This window comes from Micrococcus porci, from assembly GCF_020097155.1.
GTDB classification, from domain to species: Bacteria; Actinomycetota; Actinomycetes; order Actinomycetales; family Micrococcaceae; genus Micrococcus; species Micrococcus porci.
Genome location: NZ_CP083691.1, coordinates 840,148 through 859,050, shown reverse-complemented (window position 1 = coordinate 859,050; position 18,903 = coordinate 840,148). Strand labels below are relative to the sequence as shown.

Genomic DNA, 18,903 nt, shown 5'->3' with positions numbered 1-18,903 from the left:
ACCACGGCCGCGGGCTCAGAGGCTGAGGACGTGGACCAGCGCTCCGGCGCCCACGCTGGCCAGGGCGACCATGGCGCAGCCGAACTCGACGAGCATGCCCAGGCCCATGGCCTTGAGGGCACCCCACGAGCTGGTCAGGGCCGCGCGCGCGTCGCGGCGGCGCGCCCACTCGGCGCCGAACAGGCCCGCGGCGAACCCCACGAACACGCCCACCACGGGGATCACGAAGAACCCGACGACGGCGGCCGCCACGCCCGTGAGGATCGGCCCGCGGGGTATGCGCTCCTTCACGAGCCGCCGGCCGGTCAGGGCGGCGGAGGCGCTCATGCCCGCGATCGAGAAGGCGCAGGCGATCAGCCCGAACGTCCAGGACGCAACCGACCCGAGGACCCACGCCCAGGCCAGGGAGACCACGGCGTTGAGGACGGAGCCCGGCAGCACCGGGTAGACGGTGCCGACCAGGCCCACGATCAGCAGCAGGACGGCCAGCAGGGAGACGAGGATCGCGAAGGTCACCGATCCAGTATGGCGGGCGGGACGGTCAGCCCAGGTCGGACAGGAGGCGGTCCTCCAGCAGCCACGGCGCCTTCTCGGCCGGGGCCGCCGGGGTGGAAGACGACGTCGTAGGCCTGGCCGTCCACCTCGTGCAGGTCCTGCGGGGCGCGCACCCGGTCAGAGGCGTGCGGCACGGCCCGCACCCCTCGCCGCCCGGTCAGGCCGCCCCCGACCCCTCCGGGGGCCACCGGCTCTCCTGCGTCTGGAGGAACTCGAACACCTGCACCTCCTCCACGCCCGGGAAGGCGCCGCCGGGCATGGCCGCCAGCAGGTGGGCGTTGGCGCGGGCCGCCGGCCACGCCTGCCCGCCCCAGGCCGCCTCCAGCTCCGCGGAGGGCAGTCGGCAGCACTTCGGGTCCGGGCAGGTGCTGCGGGTCCGCGCGGAGGTCTCCCGGCCGCGGAACCACTTGGCGTCGTCGAAGGGCACGCCCACCGTGAGGGAGTAGAAGCCGGTGGAGGTCGGCTCGACCACCGCCGCCGACCAGTACGTCCCGGCCGGGGTGTCCGTGTACTGCGGGAACGCGCCGAGGTGGTCGGCCACGGAGAACACCTGCCGGCTGGTCCAGTGCCGGCACGCCGTCTGGCCCTCGATCGCCCCGATGTGGTCCGTGGGGAACGGGATGCCGTCGTTCTCGTACGCCTTGTGGAACACCCCGGACTCGTGGACCTTCGCGAAGTGGCAGGTCAGTCCCAGGTGCTCGGTGGCCAGGTTGGTGAACCGGTGCGCGGCGGACTCCCACGACACGCCGAACCGGTCCCGCAGGTCGTCCACCGAGAGGTCGCGGCGCTCCTTCGCCTCGCGCAGCGCGCGCACGGTGCCGCGCTCCGGCATCATCATCGCCGCGGCCAGATAGTTCGTGTACACGCGCTGACGGAGGAAGTCCGCGTAGTCCGCGGGCTCGCCGTGGCCCAGCACCGAGGAGCACACCGCCTGCAGGAGCACCGCGCGCGGGTCGTGGTCCGGGCGCCGGGCCCGCGCCAGGTAGATGCGGCGGTTCTTCAGGTCGGTGACGGAGCGCGTCGAGTGCGGCAGGTCGGGCACGAACCGGACCGCGAACCCCAGGTGCTCGGCCAGGGCGGAGACATGGTGGTGCGTCAGCGGGCCGTCCGCCACGTCCACCGCCTCCCGCAGCTCCTGGGCCCGGCGCTCCAGGTCCGCGTAGTGGTTGCCGCAGGCCCGCATCTCCTCCCGGAGGGCGCTGTTCGCCCGGCGGGCCTCCTCCGGGGTGGACACGCGCTCGGCCATCTGCCGGTCCAGCTCGGCCTGCAGCCCCGCGATCACCTCGAGGACCTCGTCCGGGGTGCGAGGGCCGATCTTCAGGGCGGGCAGGCCCAGCCGCTGGAACAGGGGGCCGCGCTGCGCGCGCTCCACGGCCACCTCCAGGGCCGCGCGCCGGCTCGGCGCCTCCGGCGTCAGCAGGTCCTCCACCCCGACGCCGTGCACGTCCGCCAGGGCGGTCAGCAGGGTCAGCCGCGGCTCACGGTGCCCGTTCTCCACGAGGGAGAGGTGGGACGCGGTCACGCCGACCTTCTCGGCGACGTCGGACAGCGTCGCCCCGGACACCCGGCGCAGGTGGCGCAGCCGGCGGCCGAGCACGAGGGGGTCGACGCGCGGGGGCTCGTGGGCGGGGTCCGTGGGGGTGGCCATGCCGACGAGGGTAACGCCGGTCACACGTAGGAGACCGTTTGTGAAGTCAACATTCGCGGGTACGACCCGCCTCGCGGGAAAAGACCCGACCATGAACAGCCCGGGACGCAAAGAATGCCCTTCCTTGACTGAGCGGGAAGAAGGCCCCGAACTTTCCTGCGATTCCGGGGCCCGGCCGGGTGTGCGCCGGGCCACAGTGGTTCCACACCCCCCGGGGAGACGCCGCCGCAGCACCGCGGAGGCCCGCCCCGTCCCCCACCCGAGAGGACCAGGACCATGACCGAGCAGACCGTGCAGCAGATCGCCCAGGAGATCCAGAAGGACTGGGACACCAACGACCGCTGGACCCACATCGAGCGCACCCACACCGCCGAGGACGTCGCCAAGCTCCGCGGCCGCGTCCAGGAGGAGCACACCCTCGCCCGCCGCGGCTCCGAGAAGCTCTGGGAGCAGCTGACCTCCGAGCACGCCAAGGGCGAGTTCACCAACGCCCTGGGCGCCCTCACCGGCAACCAGGCCGTGCAGCAGGTCAAGGCCGGCCTCCGCGCCATCTACCTCTCCGGCTGGCAGGTCGCCGCGGACGCCAACCTCTCCGGCCACACCTACCCGGACCAGTCCCTCTACCCGGCCAACTCCGTGCCGGCCGTGGTCCGACGCATCAACAACGCGCTGCTGCGCGCCGACCAGATCGAGTGGTCCGAGGGCATCAAGACCGTCGAGGACTACCTCGTGCCGATCGTCGCCGACGCCGAGGCCGGCTTCGGCGGCCCGCTCAACGCCTACGAGCTCATGAAGGGCATGATCGCCTCCGGCGCCTCCGGCGTGCACTGGGAGGACCAGCTGGCCTCCGAGAAGAAGTGCGGCCACCTGGGCGGCAAGGTCCTCATCCCCACCGGCCAGCACGTCCGCACCCTGAACGCCGCCCGCCTGGCCGCCGACGTCGCCGGGGTGCCCTCCGTGATCATCGCCCGCACCGACGCCGAGGCCGCCACCCTGATCACCTCCGACGTCGACGAGCGCGACGCCGAGTTCATCACCGGCGAGCGCACCGCCGAGGGCTTCTACAAGGTCAAGAACGGCGTGGAGCCCTGCATCGCCCGCGCGAAGGCCTACGCCCCCTACTCCGACCTGATCTGGATGGAGACCGGCACCCCCGACCTCGAGCTGGCCCGCAAGTTCGCCGAGGCCGTCAAGTCCGAGTTCCCGGACCAGATGCTCTCCTACAACTGCTCGCCGTCGTTCAACTGGAAGAAGAACCTCGACGACGCCACGATCGCCAAGTTCCAGCGCGAGCTGGGCGCCATGGGCTACACCTTCCAGTTCATCACCCTGGCCGGCTTCCACGCCCTCAACCACTCCATGTTCGACCTGGCCAAGGGCTACAACGAGCGCCAGATGTCCGCGTACGTGGAGCTGCAGGAGCGCGAGTTCGCCGACGAGGCCCGCGGCTACACCGCCACCAAGCACCAGCGCGAGGTCGGCACCGGCTACTTCGACGCCATCTCCACCGCCGTCAACCCCGAGTCCTCCACCGTGGCCCTGAAGGAGTCCACGGAGGCGGGCCAGTTCCACTGAGCTGTCGACGACGACACCTCACGCCTGCAAAGGAACCCGTCATGATGACCCTGCAGACCACCCACTCCGACACGACCGTCAACGGCGTTCGCGTCCTCGGCGAGCCGGTCCCCGGCCAGGACCGCGTCCTGACCTCGGCCGCCCTGGAGTTCCTCGCCGCGCTGCACCGCGGCGTCGAGGGACGCCGTCGGGAGCTGATGGACGAGCGCGCCGCCCGCCGGCGCCGCATCGCCGAGGGCGAGACCCTCGACTTCCTCCCGGCCACCCGCAAGGTCCGTGAGGACGACTCCTGGCACGTCGCTCCGCTGGCCCCCGGCCTGCGGGACCGCCGCGTGGAGATCACGGGCCCGGTGGACCGGAAGATGACCATCAACGCCATGAACTCCGGCGCCAAGTGCTGGCTCGCGGACTTCGAGGACTCCTCCACCCCGTCCTGGGAGAACGTGATCGCCGGCCAGGTCAACCTGCAGGACGCCATCCGCAGGACCATCTCCCTGACCACCCCGGAGGGCAAGGAGTACACCCTCGGCGGCGTGCAGCTCGTGGACCGGCCCACCATCATCGTGCGGCCCCGCGGCCTGCACCTGATGGAGGACCGCATCCTCGTGGACGGCCAGCCGGTCTCCGGCGCGCTCGCGGACTTCGCGCTGTACTTCTTCCACAACGCGAAGGAGCTGCTGCGCCGGGGCCGCGGCCCGTACTTCTACCTGCCGAAGACCGAGTCGCACCTCGAGGCGCGGTGGTGGAACTGCGTGTTCGTCCGGGCGCAGGACCTGCTCGAGATCCCCCAGGGGACCATCCGGGCCACCGTGCTGATCGAGACGATCACCGCGGCGTTCGAGATGGAGGAGATCCTCTACCAGCTGCGCAACCACGCCGCCGGCCTCAACGCGGGGCGCTGGGACTACATCTTCAGCGTCATCAAGACCTTCCGCGAGCGGGGTGAGGACTTCGTGCTCCCCGACCGCTCCGAGGTGACGATGACCCAGCCGATGATGCGGGCCTACACCGAGCTGCTCGTGCGCACGTGCCACCGGCGCGGGGCGTCGGCGATCGGCGGCATGGCCGCGCAGATCCCGAACCGGAAGGACCCGGAGGCCAACGCGGCCGCCCTGGAGAAGGTCCGCTCGGACAAGACCCGCGAGGCCGGGGACGGGTTCGACGGCTCGTGGGTGGCCCACCCGGACCTGGTGCCCGTGGCCATGGAGGTGTTCGACGCCGTCCTGAAGGACCTGCCCAACCAGATCCGCACCCGCCGCCGGGAGGACGTGGTCCCCGACGCCGCCGCCCTGGTGGACATCAAGTCCACCACCGGCTCCATCACGGAGCAGGGGCTGCGGATGAACATCGAGGTGGGCATCCGGTACGTGGAGTCCTGGCTGCGGGGCAACGGCGCCGCCGCCATCCACAACCTCATGGAGGACGCCGCCACCGCGGAGATCTCCCGCTCCCAGATCTGGCAGTGGATCCGGACCGGCTCTACCGCCCGTCTGACCGACGGCGGGGAGCGCACCGTGACCCGCGAGTGGGTGGAGCAGGTGACCGAGGAGGAGTTCGGCCGGATCGAGCGCACCGAGGGCGACCGCTTCGACGACGCCCGGGAGATCTTCACCTCGGTGGCCCTCGCGGAGGACTTCCCGGACTTCCTCACCCTGCCGGCGTACGAGCGGTTCCTCTCCGCCGAGGCGCGACGCCGGGCAGGCCACGGCGCCTGAGCCACCGCGCCTGCCGGCTCCCCGGCTCGTGCCTCCCGAATCGACTGCGGTTCTGACCCCTCTGGGGCCCCGAACGGGGCCGTGAAGGGTCAGGACCGCAGTCGATTCCGGCGTCTGAGGGGTCAGAGACCGGCGAGGAACGCGCGGTGGAACGACCAGTCCCCCGTGACCTCCGGGTGGAAGCTCGTGGCGCTCACGTTCCCCGCGCGCACGGCGACGGGCAGGTCGGCGGCGGGGGCGCCGTCGTCGGTCTCGGCCGTGGAGGAGGACGCGGCGACGGCCCGGGCGGCCGGCACGGAGGCGAGCACCTCGACCCCCTCCCCCACGCGGACCACCGCGGGGGCGCGGATGAGCACCGCGTGCATCGGGTCCGCGGATACGGCCGGCACCTGCAGGTCCGCCTCCAAGGAGTCCGCCTGGGAGCCGAAGGCGTTGCGGCGCACCGTGACGTCCAGGACGCCGAGGCTCCCCTGGCCCGGGGCGGGGTTCTCGATCCCCGCGGCGAGCAGGATCATCCCCGCGCACGTGCCGTAGACGGGCAGGCCGGCGCGGACGGCCTCGGCGAGGGGGTCCCGCAGGCCCATGATCCGGGCCAGGCGGTCCATCACGGAGGACTCCTCGCCGGGCAGCACGATCCCGTCGAGGCCGGCCAGGTCGGCCGGCCTCCGGACGGGACGGGTGCGGGCGCCGAGCGCCTCGAGGACGTGCACGTGCTCGCGCACGTCCCCCTGCAGGGCGAACACGCCCACGGTCTTCTGTACGGCTCTCATGCCGCCGATCGTCGGACCCGCACCCGCATGCTCAGCTCAGCTCACCAGCCGCGCTCGGCCAGGCGGTGCGGGGCCATGGTGAGTCCACAGAAGACCGTCGGCATGCTCGGTGTCATGGCGCTCTACCTGGGCGTCGAGCCGCTCGACGGCGACGTCAACAACCTCCTGCCGCAGATGGTCGCCGACCACCTGCCGCTGGCGCTCGTGGCCCTGGCGTTCCTGATGATCATCGGCTCGCTGTCCTCCACCGCCGACTCGGACCTGTCCGCCCTCTCGTCGATTGGGGCAGGATCACCAACGTCGCGTTCACGGTGTCCGTGCTCGCCGCGCTGGCCGTGTTCCTGCCCGTGCGCTTCGAGTGGTTCCCGCTCGAGGGCGCCTGGGCGTTCGTGGTGGAGACCCTCGCGATCCTCGGTGTGGGCGTCGCGCTGGGCATCATGTGCTTCGGCTTCTTCGGCCTGCGCCCCGCGGTCGTCGTCGGCGCGATCGCCTCGGTCGTGATGCTGTTCCTCGGCTACGGGTTCCTGCGGGACTACGCCACCCTCACGGGTTCGCTCGTGGACTACGCCGTGTCCTTCCTCGTGTGCTGGGGGCTGCCCGTCCGCTCCGGCCAGGACTTCGACTTCGACCAGATCGCGCGCGTGACCGGCGACTTCGACCCCGCGACCGAGGACCTGCCGCAGGTCGAGCGCGTCGCGGCCTCCGTGTCCTGATCCCCCCGTCCCCCGACCCGCAAGGAGCATCCGCATGACCGTCGGTCTGACCCTGCACGTCCTGATGTGGCCCGTCCTCGTGCTGGCCGTCCTCGGCCTCGCCTCGGGCCTGTTCTACCGCGAGTACACCAAGGCCCACGAGTTCACCGGCGCCACCGAGCTCGGCACCGTGCACACGCATCTGCTGGGCCTGGGGCTGACCGTGACCCTGGTGGTCCTCGCCCTCGACGCGGTCTTCGGCCTGACCGGCCGCGGCCCGTTCACCTGGTTCTTCTGGCTCTTCCACCTGGGCGTGCTGGTCACGTCCGTGATGATGGCCGTGCGCGGCGGCCTCACCGTGGACGGCCTGACGCCCGCCGAGGCCTCGGCGGGCATCCCGGGCATCGCCGGACTCGGCCACATGCTCGTGACCGCCGGTCTCGCGCTGCTGTTCGTCGCCCTGTACAGCGGCGTACGGGAGCGTCAGGACCGCCTCGAGACGGGCCGCACCGGCGGCACCGTCGTCGAGGGGGCCTGAGCCGCCCGGCGCCTGCCCGACCGCGCCCGCGTCAGCGAGCGCGGTCGAGCAGGATCACGTCCAGGCGACGCGGCCCGTGCACGCCTTCGACGCGCTCGAGCTCGATGTCGCTCGTGGCCGAGGGCCCGGAGATCATGGTGATCGGCGCCGTCGCCTCCACGCGGGCCAGCGCCTCCGGGAAGAGCTCCACCACGGAGTCCAGCGGCACGATGCACACGTGGTGGTCCGGGACCAGGGTGATCGCCCGGCGGCCCTCGTCCGGGCGGCCGCTCAGGAAGATCGTCCCGGTCTCCGCGCAGGAGACCGTCGAGGACGTCACCACCGCGTCCACCTCGTTCAGCGCGTCCACGCTGAGGGGCTCGCGCTCGCCGTCGTGGGCGCCGCGGACCGCGGCCCGCTCCCCCGTGTGACCCACCGCGGGCTCCGTGATGCGCTCCCGGCCGGCCCCGCGCGAGTCCGCGGGGAGCCAGTCGGGCTCCAGACCGGCCGGCACCACGTACCGGGCGTCCGGGCCGAGCAGCTCGGCGATGGCCGCGGCCACCGTCTCCTCCGTCTCGTCCCGCACGGAGGCCCGGTAGTCGATCAGCCGATCGCGCAGCATCTCCACCACCTCGGCCCGGTCCCGGGAGGAGGTCCGCCGGTAGGTGCGCTGCACCGGGTCCGCGACCGGCCCGTCCGCCGTCGCCTCGCGGATGCGCCGCAGGATCTCGGCCTTCGCCTCGCTCATCGTCCGTCCTCCTCGACGTGCTCGTCCTCCTGGCGGTCCAGCCCGGCGACGCCGTCCAGGGCGGTCCGGTGCTCGGTCTCATCCTTGTGGCGGGCCCACCAGTTGCGGAAGGACTCCCGCGGGGGCGCCGGCACGTCACGCTCGTCGGTCCACCCGCCGGCGATGCCCGGCAGCCAGCCGAGCACCCGGTCCGGCCCGGCCGCGACCCGCCCCAGCCCGAGGCCCCGCTCGGCCAGCGACATGCGCCGACCCGAGGACATCACCACGGAGGCGCCCTTCATCGCGACGTCCATCTGCGAGGGCGTGACGGACTCCACCGCCGCCTTGGCACGGGCCAGGGGTCCGGCGTCGCCGTCCCCCTCCGTGCGCAGCGCCTTCCGGGCGGCGTGGGTGGCCTGCACGTCCTCGTCCCGGAGGTGGATGAGGATCGAGGGGATGTCGATCGCCACGGGGCACACGTCGTAGCACGCGCCGCACAGCGAGGAGGCGTAGGGCAGAGTGCCGTTCTCCCCCGCGTCCACACCGGTGAGCTGCGGGGAGAGGATCGCGCCGATCGGACCCGGGTAGACGGAGCCGTAGGCGTGGCCGCCGGTCTGCTCGTACACGGGGCACACGTTCATGCACGCCGAGCAGCGGATGCAGTGCAGCGCGGAACGGCCCTTCGGGTCGGACAGCACCGCCGAGCGGCCGTTGTCCAGCAGGACCAGGTGGAACTCCTGGGGGCCGTCGCCCTCGGTGACGCCCGTCCACATGGAGGTGTACGGGTTCATCCGCTCACCCGTGGACGAGCGCGGCAGCAGCTGCAGGAACACCTCGAGGTCCTCGAAGGTGGGCACGAGCTTCTCGATGCCCATCACGGTGATCAGCGTCTCCGGCAGGGTCAGGCACATGCGGCCGTTGCCCTCCGACTCGACGACGGCGAGCGTGCCCGTCTCGGCGACGCCGAAGTTCGCCCCGGAGATCGCCACCTTCGTGCTCAGGAACTTCTCGCGCAGGTGCCGGCGTGAGGCCTCGGCCAGATCGGCCGGCTCGGAGGTGAGGCTCTCGTCCGTCTCCGGCATCTCCCGGAGGAAGATGTCCCGGATCTCCCGGCGGTTGCGGTGGATCGCCGGGACGAGGATGTGGCTGGGCCGGTCGTGGCCGAGCTGGACGATGAGCTCCGCCAGGTCCGTCTCGACGGCGGCCACGCCGGCCTGCGCGAGCGCGGCGTCCAGGCCGATCTCCTGGGTGGCCATGGACTTGACCTTGATCACCTCGTCCACGCCCTTGGCGGTGACGAGCTCCGTGATGATGCGGTTGGCCTCGGCCGCGTCCCGGGCCCAGTGCACGACGCCGCCGCGCGCGGTGACCTCGGACTCGAGCCGCTCGAGGAGCGCGGGCAGGTCCGCCATGACGGACTGCTTCAGCGCGGAGCCGGCGGCGCGCAGCTCCTGCCAGTCCGGCAGCTCCCCGACGACGCCGGCACGCTTGGCACGGATGGTGTGGGTGGCCCGGCGGATGTTGGCGCGCATCTGGCCGTTCCCCAGCTGCTCGCGGGCGGACTCGGGGAACGGGGTTTTCAGCAGGATCTCGCCCTCGCCGTGGACGGGGCGGAGGGTGGGCATTCCCAGGCGCACGCGGGTGGGTGCGGTGCTCATCGGTGGGCCTCCTCGACACGGGCGGACGGTCCGCGGCGGGCGCCGGCCGACGCGGGAATGGACAGTTCGACGGGGCCGTCGACCTCGAGCGGGTTCTCCCGGGTGGCCGCGAGGATCTCGGCGAGGTGGACGGTGCGCAGGGGGCGGCCGTCCTGGCCGCGCGCCTCTCGACGGTGCATGGCCCCGCCCAGGTGGAGCAGGCAGGAGGCGTCGCCGCCCGTGCAGATCGAGGCGCCGGACGCGGTGACCTTCTCGATCTTCTCCTCCGCGATGGCGGCGGAGACGTCCGGGTTCTTCAGGGAGAAGGTGCCGCCGAAGCCGCAGCACTCCTCGGCGTCCGGCAGCGGGCGCAGGTCGATGTCCGCGACGGTGCGCAGCAGGTCCTCCTGGCGCGTGCCCAGGCGCAGCAGGCGCATGCCGTGGCAGGAGGGGTGGTAGGTCACGGTGTGCGGGAACCAGGAGCCGAGCTGGGCCGCGGCATCCGTCACGCCGAGGACGTCCGTGAGCAGCTGGGACAGCTCGAGGGTGCGGGAGGCGACGACCTCGGCGTCGCGGGCCAGCCCCTCGTCCCCGCAGGAGCGGGCGACGTCCGGCTGCTGGTGGCCGAGCGAGGCCACGCAGGATCCGGAGGGGGCGACGGCGAGGTCGTAGTCGGCCTTCATGAAGGTGCGGACGTGGTTGCGCACCACGGGCAGGGCGTCCTCCACGTACCCACTGTTGACGTGCATCTGCGAGCAGCAGACCTGGCCGGGCGGGAAGACGACCTCATGGCCGAGCCGCTCGAGGATGCGGACGGTGGCGAGGGCCACCTTGGGATACATCGCGTCCACGATGCACGTGGCGAACAGGGCGATTCTCATGCCGGTCTCCGTTCCGGACGGGGCGCCTGGGGCGCCGTGCTGTGCGGCAGCACACGGGTGCCGTAGTGGTCAGACCATATCATGCCAGCCCCTTGCAAGGTGACCGGTCTCACAGTACGCTCCTTGGTCTGACCACAGTGGTCCGACCATCACCGGCCCGGCCGGATCCCGCCCCGTCCCCTCGCCCACCGGGAGACCCCCGTGCACACCTTCACCCCCACCCCCGATGCCGCCGGCAGCGTCGCGCTCTCCGCCGCGCTCGGCGTCCTGCCCCTGCTGACGTTCTTCGCCACCCTCCTCGGCCTGCGCCTCAAGGCCTGGCAGTCGGGCCTCGCCGCGCTCGTGGTGGCCCTGCTCGTGGCCGTGCTGGGCTTCCACATGCCGGCCCACCTGGCGGCGCTGGCCGCCGCCCAGGGAGCGACCTTCGGCCTGTTCCCGATCGTCTGGATCGTCGTGATGGCGCTGTGGTTCTACCAGGTCACCGTGCTCTCCGGGCGATTCGACGACATGCGCGCGATCTTCGACTCGCTCGGCGGCGGAGACATCCGCATCCAGGCCGTGCTCATCGCGTTCTGCTTCGGCGGCCTGCTCGAGGCCCTCGCCGGCTTCGGCGCCCCCGTGGCCATCACGGCCACCATGGTGCTCGGCCTGGGTGTGCCCCCGCTGCGGGCGGCCACCGCCGTGCTGCTGGCGAACACCGCGCCCGTGGCCTTCGGCGCCGTGGGCACCCCCATCACCACCGCCGGCACGCTCACCGGCATCCCCGCCTCGCACATCGGCGCGATCGTCGGCCACCAGGCCCCGTTCGTGGCCGTGTTCGTGCCGTTCCTGCTCGTGTTCATCATCGACGGGCTGCGTGGCGTGCGGCAGACGTGGCCGGCACTGATCGTGATCGGCGCGAGCTTCGCCGTCGCCATCTGGCTGGCCTCGACCCACTTCTCCTACGAGCTCACCGACGTCGTGGCCTCCCTGGTCTCCCTCGCCGCCGCCGTCCTGCTGCTGCGCTTCTGGCGGCCGCGCGGCGCCGAGGAGGCCCGCCAGCGCCTCGACGCCCCCGCCCGCGCGGCGGCGCAGGACCTCACCCCCGGCCGGATCTTCATGGCCGTGCTGCCCTACATCGTGGTCGTGGCCGTGTTCGCCCTGGCCAAGCTGGTCCCCCCGATCACCGCGGCCCTGAACTCCGTCACCGCGAAGATCCCGTGGCCCGGGCTCGACGGGCACCTCGTCAACGCCTCCGGCGCGCCCCTGGCGAGCACCGTGTACAAGTTCGAGTGGCTGGCCTCCCCCGGCACGCTGCTGCTGATCGCCGGTCTGATCATGGCTGTGGTCTACTCCCGGTTCGACCACGACGGCCGGTTCCCGCTCTCGGTGGGGAACGCGCTCGCCGAGATCGGCCGCTGCTTCGCCCGCATGCGCTGGTCCGCCCTGACGATCGTGATCGTGCTCTCCCTGGCCTACGTCATGAACTTCTCGGGCCAGACGGTCGCCATGGGCACGTGGGTGGCCGGCCTGGGCGCGGCCTTCGTGTTCCTGTCCCCCGTGCTCGGCTGGCTCGGCACCGCCGTGACCGGCTCGGACACCTCCGCGAACGCCCTGTTCTCCACGCTGCAGCAGACCGCCGCCACGAACATCGGCGCCGATCCGGCCCTGCTGGTGGCCGCCAACACCTCCGGCGGCGTCGTGGGCAAGATGATCTCCCCGCAGTCCCTGGCGATCGCCGCGACGGCGGTCGGCATGGAGGGTCGGGAGTCCGAGATCCTGCGCCGCGTGGTGGTGTGGTCGCTCGTGCTCCTGCTGGCGGTGTGCACGCTCGTGTACCTGCAGTCCAACGTGCTGGCATGGCTGTTGCCGGCAGCGGGCTGACCACCTGCACCACCGGAGCGGGGCGGCGTCCGTCGGTAGGATGGACGGTCGCCGCCCCGCCCCCCTCGGAAGGTCCGCCCATGACCGCTGCCCCCGCCTACACCATCGTGCTCGACTGGCTCGAAGCCGAGCTGCGCTCCGGCGCCGTGGCCGTGGGGGACAAGCTGCCCGGTGAACGCACCCTGGCCGAGCGCTTCGGCATCTCCCGGGCGTCCGTGCGGGAGGCCACCCGGATGCTCGAGGCCATGGGCCTGATCCGCGCCAGCGCCGGCTCCGGGCCGAACTCGGGCGCCGTCGTCGTCTCCGAGCCGTCCGCGGCGCTGGGCTGGGCGCTGCGCCTGCACATCGCCACCCGGTCCCTGCCGATGGCCGACGTCGTCGCCGCGCGCGTGCTCCTCGAGACCGATGCGGCGCAGGCGGCCGCCGCCACCTCCGGCGACCCCGAGAGCGTCGCCGTCCTGGCCGAGGTGGAAACCCTGCTGGACCGGATGGACGACCCCGCGCTGCCGGAGGAGGACTTCCACCTGCTCGACACCGAGTTCCACGTGCGGCTGGCCACCCTGGGCGGGAACGTCGTGACGGCGATGATGCTGGACTCCCTGCGCCAGGCGACCATCGGCTACGTGACCGAGACCGTGGCCGGGCTGTCCGACTGGCCGGCCGTCCGCGCCGGTCTGCAGGCCGACCATCGCCGGATCCTCGCCGCCTCCGCCGCCGGGGACGGCCGGGCGGCTGCGCAGGAGCTGCGGGAGCACGTCCTCGGCTTCGCCGCCCTCGCCCAGACGGGCAGGGTGCCCGCCGCCGGGTGAACCGGCGGAGGGTCCGGCGGCTCAGGCGGTGACGCCGTGCACCAGGGCGCCCACGCCCACGGCGGTCAGCGAGCCCAAGGCACAGCAGAACTCCACGAGCATGCCCACACCCATGGCCGTGAGCGCGCCGATCGAGCTGCTCAGGGCGGTCCGGGCGTCCCGGGTGCGGGCCCACTGGGAGGCGAACAGGCCGACGGCGAAGCCGAGGAACAGCCCCGCCACCGGGATCACGAAGAACCCGACGGCGGCGCCGGCCACCCCCCACAGGATCGGGCCGCGGGTGACGCGTTCACGCCGCAGCCGCCGACCGGTGAGCACCGCGGACGCGCTCAGCCCCGCCACGGCGAGACCGGCCGCGATGAGGCCGAACGTCCAGGACGCGGGGGAACCCAGCAGCGCGGCCCACCCGAGAGCCGTCACGAGGTTGAGCAGCGAGCCGGGCAGGACGGGGTACACGGTGCCCACCAGCCCCACCAGGAGCAGGAGCACGGCCACGAGGGAGATCAGCGCGGGAGTCACCGCACCAGTATGACGGGACGGGCACCGCGGTGACGGCGGCATCGGCGACCGCGCAGCGGCCCCCGCGCCCTCGCCGGAACGGGCCGGATCGGCTAGATTCGCCGCATGTTGGTCGCCGTGCCCACCGAAGTGAAGAACAACGAGTTCCGTGTGGCCCTGACGCAGGGCGGGGTCCAGGAGCTGGTGCGCGCAGGCCACCAGGTCCTCGTGCAGTCGGGGGCCGGCGTCGGCTCCGGCGCCTCGGACCAGGACTACCGCGACGCCGGCGCCGAGCTGGTCGACGACGTCGACGAGCTCTGGGAGCGCGCCGAGCTGGTCCTCAAGGTCAAGGAGCCGCAGCCGGAGGAGTACGGCCGCCTGCGCCGCGGCCAGGTCCTCTTCACCTACCTGCACCTGGCCGCCTCCCCTGCGTGCACGCGCGCGATCCTGGACGCCGGCACGACGGCGATCGCCTACGAGACGGTCACCCGCGGCCGCGCCCTGCCGCTGCTGGCCCCCATGAGCCAGGTGGCCGGCCGCCTGGCCCCCGCCGCGGGCGCCTACCATCTCCTCCAGCCGCAGGGCGGCTCGGGTGTGCTGATGGGCGGCGTGCCCGGCACTCGCCGCGCCCGGGTGGCCGTGATCGGCGGAGGCGTGGCCGGCGAGGCGGCGGCCGTGATCGCCGCGGGCATGGGCGCGGACGTGACCGTCCTGGACATCTCCCTCGAGCGGCTCGCGCAGCTGGACGCCGTCCACCAGGGCCGGATGCGCACGCTGGCCTCGTCCCACCTGAACATCGGCGAGACCGTGGCGGACGCGGACCTCGTGATCGGCTCCGTGCTGATCCCCGGCGCCGCGGCCCCGAAGCTGGTGACCGCCGAGATGGTGGAGTCCATGCGGCCCGGCTCCGTGCTGGTGGACATCGCGATCGACCAGGGCGGCTGCTTCGAGAACTCGCGGGCCACCACCCACCAGGATCCGACGTACCTCGTGGGGGACAAGATCTACTACTGCGTCTCCAACATGCCCGGCGCCGTGCCGCAGACCTCCACCGCTGCCCTGACCAACGCGACGCTGCCCTACATCAAGCGCATCGCCGACCTCGGATGGCGCGCGGCGCTGGCCGCGGACGAGGGCTTCGCCGGGGGCCTCAACGCGCACGACGGCGTGCTCACCCTGTCCTCCGTCGCCACGGCTGTGGCCGACGAGCTCGGCCTGGACCCCCAGAAGGACGTCCGCGTCACCTCCGAGGTGCTCGCGGAGGCCTGAGCCCCGCGCCCGTCGCGCGCGGAGCCGGCCGGCCCCTCAGAGCCCCGCGAGGAACGCCCGGTGGAAGGACCAGTCGCCGGTCACCTCGGGGTGGAAGGCCGTGGCCAGCAGGTGGCCCTGCCGCACGGCCACGGGCAACCGCGCGTCGCCGTCGAGCCCCGGGTCCGCCGCGGGCAGGGACAGGCGCGACGCCGGCACGCTCGCCAGGACCTCGACGCCCTCCCCCGCCTGGACGACGGCGGGGGCGCGGATGAACACGGCGTGCACCGGCTCCGCCGCGACCGCGGGGACGTCCAGGTCCTCCTCAAACGAGTCGACCTGCGCGCCGAAGGCGTTGCGCCGCACGGCCACGTCCAGCACGCCGAGACCGCCCTGATCCGGCGCCGGGTTGCGGATCTCGCGGGCCAGCATGATCAGCCCCGCGCACGTGCCGTAGGCGGGCAGGCCGTCGCGGAGGGCGGCGATGAGCGGGTCCTTCAGCCCCATGATCCGGGCGAGGCGGTCCATCACGGAGGACTCGCCGCCGGGCAGCACGATGCCGTCCAGGCCCTCGAGGTCCGCGGGGCGGCGCACCGGGCGCGTACGCGCGCCGAGGGACTCGAGCACGTGCACGTGCTCCCGCACGTCGCCCTGGAGGGCGAACACGCCGACGGTCTTCTGTGGACTCACCAGCCGCGCTCGGCCAGGCGGTGCGGGGCGGGCAGGTCGCCCACGTTGATGCCCACCATGGCCTCGCCCAGGCCGCGGGAGGCCTCGGCGACCGCCATCGGGTCGTCGAACTGGGCGGTGGCCTTGACGATGGCGCGGGCGCGCTCGGCCGGGTTGCCGGACTTGAAGATGCCGGAGCCCACGAACACGCCGTCGGCGCCCATCTGCATCATCAGGGCTGCGTCGGCCGGGGTGGCCACGCCGCCGGCGGTGAACATCACGACGGGCAGGGCGCCGGTCTCGGCGACCTCGCACACCAGTTCGTACGGCGCCTGCAGCTCCTTCGCGGCCACGTACAGCTCATCCTGGGCCAGGCCCTGGAGCTGGGCGATCTCCTTGCGGATGGTGCGGATGTGCTTCACGGCCTCGGAGACGTCGCCGGTGCCGGCCTCGCCCTTGGACCGGATCATGGCCGCGCCCTCGGTGATGCGGCGCAGGGCCTCGCCGAGGTTGGTGGCGCCGCACACGAAGGGAACGTCGAAGTCCCACTTGTCGATGTGGTTCACGTAGTCCGCCGGGGAGAGCACCTCGGACTCGTCGATGAAGTCCACCTTGAGCGCCTGCAGTACCTGGGCCTCCACGAAGTGGCCGATGCGCGCCTTGGCCATCACGGGGATGGACACGGCCTCGACGATGCCGTCGATCAGGTCGGGGTCGGACATGCGGGCGACGCCGCCCTGGGCGCGGATGTCCGCGGGGACGCGCTCGAGCGCCATGACGGCCACGGCGCCGGCGTCCTCGGCGATGCGGGCCTGCTCGGGGGTGACGACGTCCATGATCACGCCGCCCTTGAGCATGTCGGCCAGGCCGCGCTTGACGCGGGTGGTGCCGGTGCCGCGGGCGCCGTCGTCGGCGGCGGCACCGGTGGAGGCGGAGAAGGACTGCGCGCGATCGTCGCTCATGGTGGCCTCTTCATTCAGGTCGCGGGCCGGGCATGCCGAGGCGGCCGGCCGATGCTGTCAGGGGATGCCCTCCATCATCCCACGTCGGACGCGGCCGCCCGACGCGTTGCGGGATCAGGCGTTCCAGAGGCCGTAGGAGTCCGCGAGGTCCGCGATCTTCTCCGCGCGCCGCAGGCGCGGCAGGTAGGAGCCGTCGCCCACGGCGGCGCCCGCGGCGTGCTTGTCCAGCAGGTCGTGCGCCCACGTGAGCTCGTCCTCGGACGGGGACAGCGCCCGGTTCACCCACTCCACCTGCCCGCGGTTGAGGCAGAGGCGGCCCGTCATGCCCATGGAGTGCGTGACCTCGCTGGACGCGGCCACGGCGGCCTCGTCGTCGCCGGCCCCGGGGGGTCCGTCCACGGCGCCGGGCAGGCGGCCCACGCGGGAGGCGATCACCATGCGGGAGCGGGCGTAGGCCATGGCGAGGGGGTCCTCGCCGACGCCGACGTCCTTGCGGAAGTCGTTGACGCCGAACGCGAGGCGGAAGGTGCCCGGCGCCTTGGCGACGGCCGTGGCGTTCTCGATGCCCAGCGCGGACTCGAGGAGCGCGATCACGGGGGTGCCGGCGCGCAGGCGCATCGCGGTGAAGGTGACCTGCTCCGGCTCCTCGGTCTCCGCCAGGACGACGCCGCGCACGCCGGAGAGACCCTCGAGGGCCTCGAGGTCGCGGGCCCAGTGCTCGGAGGTGGTCGCGGAGATCCGCACCCAGGCGGTCATGCCGCCGGAGAGCGCCTCGATCACGTTCTGCCGCGCCGCGTCCTTGTGCTCCTCGGGGACGGCGGCCTCGAGGTCGAAGATCACGGAGTCCGCCTCGGAGGCCAGGCCGGGGGCGAAGTCCTCCGGACGGGCCGCGTTGACGAGCAGCCAGGAGCGGCTGAGCTTGGCGGGCAGAGCGGCGGCACGGCGGTTTCTCACGGGCATGGCTCCATGCTATCCGGGGCGCCCCCGTAGGCTGGGCCCAGCATCCGCCCGTCCGGCGCCGTCCGCGCCGCCCGCCCCGAGAGGCCCCCATGCGCATCCGTCCGACCCCCCGCGTCCGTCTGGCGGCCGTCCTGGCGACGTCGGCGGCGCTCACCTCCGGCTGCGGCGCGCTCACCGGCCAGGGCCTCGACGAGCCGAAGGAGCTCACCGTGCACCTCACGGTGCCCCGGGCGGACGCGGCGTCCTCCTTCGAGGGCCGGCCCTACGGCTGCGACGACCTGCTGGTGCCGGTGACCACGGCGCCGTCGTCGGGCGTGGACCACGGGGACGCGGCGCTGGACTTCCTGTTCTCCGACCTCCAGGGCGAGCATGGCGACCCGGCCCTGCAGAACGCGGTGAAGGCCACGGCGGACACGCTGCACCCCACCGGCCACCACCGGGACGGGTCAACGGAGGTGTTCACGTTCGACGGCACGGTGACGGCCGAGGACGAGTGCGCGGCGCAGCGGATCCGCGCGCAGCTGCAGGAGACCGCCCGGGCGCAGTCCCCGGTGCCGGACGTGCGCCTGGAGGTCGGGGGGCGCCCGCTGGACGAGGTGCTGGGCCTGCCCGCGCTCTCCCTGGGCGACCCCGTCAAGGGCGGGGCCGCCTCGACGCCCCGGGCCACACCGACGCCGGAGTCCACGCCGTCCCCGACCGCCACGCCCACCCCCACGCCGACGACGGTCCCCGGGAGCTCCGCCTCCCCCGCGCCGACCTCCGCGTCCCCGACGGCGACCCCGGCCCCCTCGACCTCCGCCGCGCCGAGCACGACCGGGCCGTCGAGCGCCTCCCCCACCGCCGAGACCTCGAGCGCCGCCCCCGCGAGCCCGGACCCCGCGAGCGCAGACCCGGCGACCGCGGCGCCGACCTCGGCCTCCGCGACGGCCGGCGGCGCCTCGCCCTCGGTGGAGCCCACGGACGGGACCTCGCTGCGCTCCCCCGGTGCCGGGGACGCAACGGCCACCACGGCCCCGCTGGACGGGCTGGACGGCGGGGCCGCGGGCGGGACGGGCACGGGCGGGGCGGATGCGACCGCCCCGGGCGGCGCACCCTCCGCGGGCGCCGCCGCCGGCGCGGGCGCGGGCTCCTCCGCCACGGGCTGAGCCGCCCGGCGACCCGCGGCGTCCGCCGAGGG

General features: G+C 73.3%; 18 protein-coding genes. 8 read left to right on the top strand and 10 right to left on the bottom strand.

From position 1 onward, the window contains the following. Window positions 1-15 precede the first annotated feature (15 nt). Window positions 16-516: a DUF456 domain-containing protein gene (locus KW076_RS04145; protein ID WP_224356345.1), complete on the bottom strand. Its 501-nt coding sequence runs from the start codon at window positions 514-516 to the stop codon at window positions 16-18. Window positions 517-712: 196 nt separating this feature from the next. Beyond that, complete coding sequence (locus tag KW076_RS04140; protein ID WP_224356344.1) at window positions 713-2,203, bottom strand: helix-turn-helix domain-containing protein; 1,491 nt, start codon at window positions 2,201-2,203, stop codon at window positions 713-715. Window positions 2,204-2,479: 276 nt separating this feature from the next. Here KW076_RS04140 and aceA point away from each other — a divergent pair, with 276 nt between their 5' ends. Further along, window positions 2,480-3,778: an isocitrate lyase gene (gene aceA, locus KW076_RS04135; protein WP_224356343.1), complete on the top strand. Its 1,299-nt coding sequence runs from the start codon at window positions 2,480-2,482 to the stop codon at window positions 3,776-3,778. Between the two features lie 44 nt (window positions 3,779-3,822). Next, window positions 3,823-5,493, top strand: a complete 1,671-nt coding sequence (gene aceB, locus KW076_RS04130; RefSeq protein ID WP_434084370.1) for a malate synthase A — start codon at window positions 3,823-3,825, stop codon at window positions 5,491-5,493. 122 nt (window positions 5,494-5,615) lie between these two features. Here aceB and pdxT (KW076_RS04125) read toward each other — a convergent pair whose 3' ends face one another. Further along, window positions 5,616-6,263, bottom strand: a complete 648-nt coding sequence (pdxT, locus tag KW076_RS04125) for a pyridoxal 5'-phosphate synthase glutaminase subunit PdxT (RefSeq protein ID WP_224356341.1) — start codon at window positions 6,261-6,263, stop codon at window positions 5,616-5,618. Between the two features lie 311 nt (window positions 6,264-6,574). Here pdxT (KW076_RS04125) and KW076_RS04120 point away from each other — a divergent pair, with 311 nt between their 5' ends. Together KW076_RS04120 and KW076_RS04115 are read left to right on the top strand one after the other, a co-directional pair. Next, the gene (locus tag KW076_RS04120) at window positions 6,575-6,976 is read left to right on the top strand and encodes a hypothetical protein (protein ID WP_224356340.1); all 402 of its coding nucleotides are present in this window, start codon (window positions 6,575-6,577) and stop codon (window positions 6,974-6,976) included. A 34-nt stretch (window positions 6,977-7,010) separates the two neighbouring features. After that, window positions 7,011-7,493: a DUF2871 domain-containing protein gene (locus tag KW076_RS04115; protein WP_224356339.1), complete on the top strand. Its 483-nt coding sequence runs from the start codon at window positions 7,011-7,013 to the stop codon at window positions 7,491-7,493. Window positions 7,494-7,524: 31 nt separating this feature from the next. Here KW076_RS04115 and KW076_RS04110 read toward each other — a convergent pair whose 3' ends face one another. The 3 genes from KW076_RS04110 to KW076_RS04100 are packed head-to-tail and all read right to left on the bottom strand — an operon-like array spanning window position 7,525 to window position 10,717. Beyond that, window positions 7,525-8,220, bottom strand: coding sequence for a LutC/YkgG family protein (locus KW076_RS04110; RefSeq protein WP_044658796.1), 696 nt, complete (start codon window positions 8,218-8,220; stop codon window positions 7,525-7,527). Next, window positions 8,217-9,857, bottom strand: a complete 1,641-nt coding sequence (locus KW076_RS04105; protein ID WP_224356338.1) for a lactate utilization protein B — start codon at window positions 9,855-9,857, stop codon at window positions 8,217-8,219. The genes KW076_RS04110 and KW076_RS04105 overlap by 4 nt, the downstream gene beginning before the upstream one ends. Continuing rightward, the gene (locus KW076_RS04100) at window positions 9,854-10,717 is read right to left on the bottom strand and encodes a (Fe-S)-binding protein (RefSeq protein ID WP_224356337.1); all 864 of its coding nucleotides are present in this window, start codon (window positions 10,715-10,717) and stop codon (window positions 9,854-9,856) included. Before KW076_RS04100 ends, KW076_RS04105 begins: the two co-directional genes overlap by 4 nt. 201 nt (window positions 10,718-10,918) lie before the next feature. Here KW076_RS04100 and KW076_RS04095 point away from each other — a divergent pair, with 201 nt between their 5' ends. Together KW076_RS04095 and KW076_RS04090 are read left to right on the top strand one after the other, a co-directional pair. After that, window positions 10,919-12,580 (top strand): L-lactate permease, encoded by a 1,662-nt coding sequence (locus tag KW076_RS04095; protein WP_224356336.1) that lies wholly within the window; start codon window positions 10,919-10,921, stop codon window positions 12,578-12,580. Window positions 12,581-12,660: 80 nt separating this feature from the next. Next, complete coding sequence (locus KW076_RS04090) at window positions 12,661-13,389, top strand: FadR/GntR family transcriptional regulator (RefSeq protein ID WP_224356335.1); 729 nt, start codon at window positions 12,661-12,663, stop codon at window positions 13,387-13,389. A gap of 21 nt (window positions 13,390-13,410) precedes the next feature. Here KW076_RS04090 and KW076_RS04085 read toward each other — a convergent pair whose 3' ends face one another. Next, window positions 13,411-13,908, bottom strand: a complete 498-nt coding sequence (locus KW076_RS04085; RefSeq protein ID WP_224356334.1) for a DUF456 domain-containing protein — start codon at window positions 13,906-13,908, stop codon at window positions 13,411-13,413. Between the two features lie 105 nt (window positions 13,909-14,013). On the opposite strand from KW076_RS04085, the gene ald reads away from it, so the two are divergent. After that, window positions 14,014-15,156 carry an alanine dehydrogenase gene (ald, locus tag KW076_RS04080; protein ID WP_224356333.1) on the top strand — a complete coding sequence of 381 codons (1,143 nt, stop codon included), beginning with the start codon at window positions 14,014-14,016 and terminating at the stop codon, window positions 15,154-15,156. Window positions 15,157-15,192: 36 nt separating this feature from the next. Here ald and pdxT (KW076_RS04075) read toward each other — a convergent pair whose 3' ends face one another. The 3 genes from pdxT (KW076_RS04075) to KW076_RS04065 all read right to left on the bottom strand — a co-directional run bounded on the left by pdxT (KW076_RS04075) (window position 15,193) and on the right by KW076_RS04065 (window position 17,726). Next, complete coding sequence (gene pdxT, locus KW076_RS04075) at window positions 15,193-15,825, bottom strand: pyridoxal 5'-phosphate synthase glutaminase subunit PdxT (protein WP_224356332.1); 633 nt, start codon at window positions 15,823-15,825, stop codon at window positions 15,193-15,195. Then, the gene (gene pdxS, locus KW076_RS04070) at window positions 15,822-16,766 is read right to left on the bottom strand and encodes a pyridoxal 5'-phosphate synthase lyase subunit PdxS (RefSeq protein WP_224356331.1); all 945 of its coding nucleotides are present in this window, start codon (window positions 16,764-16,766) and stop codon (window positions 15,822-15,824) included. The genes pdxT (KW076_RS04075) and pdxS overlap by 4 nt, the downstream gene beginning before the upstream one ends. Window positions 16,767-16,880: 114 nt before the next feature. After that, window positions 16,881-17,726, bottom strand: coding sequence for an HpcH/HpaI aldolase/citrate lyase family protein (locus KW076_RS04065; protein ID WP_224356330.1), 846 nt, complete (start codon window positions 17,724-17,726; stop codon window positions 16,881-16,883). An 89-nt stretch (window positions 17,727-17,815) separates the two neighbouring features. Here KW076_RS04065 and KW076_RS04060 point away from each other — a divergent pair, with 89 nt between their 5' ends. Beyond that, entirely contained in the window at window positions 17,816-18,871 is a 1,056-nt protein-coding gene (locus tag KW076_RS04060) for a hypothetical protein (RefSeq protein WP_224356329.1), read from the top strand. Window positions 18,872-18,903 lie beyond the last annotated feature (32 nt).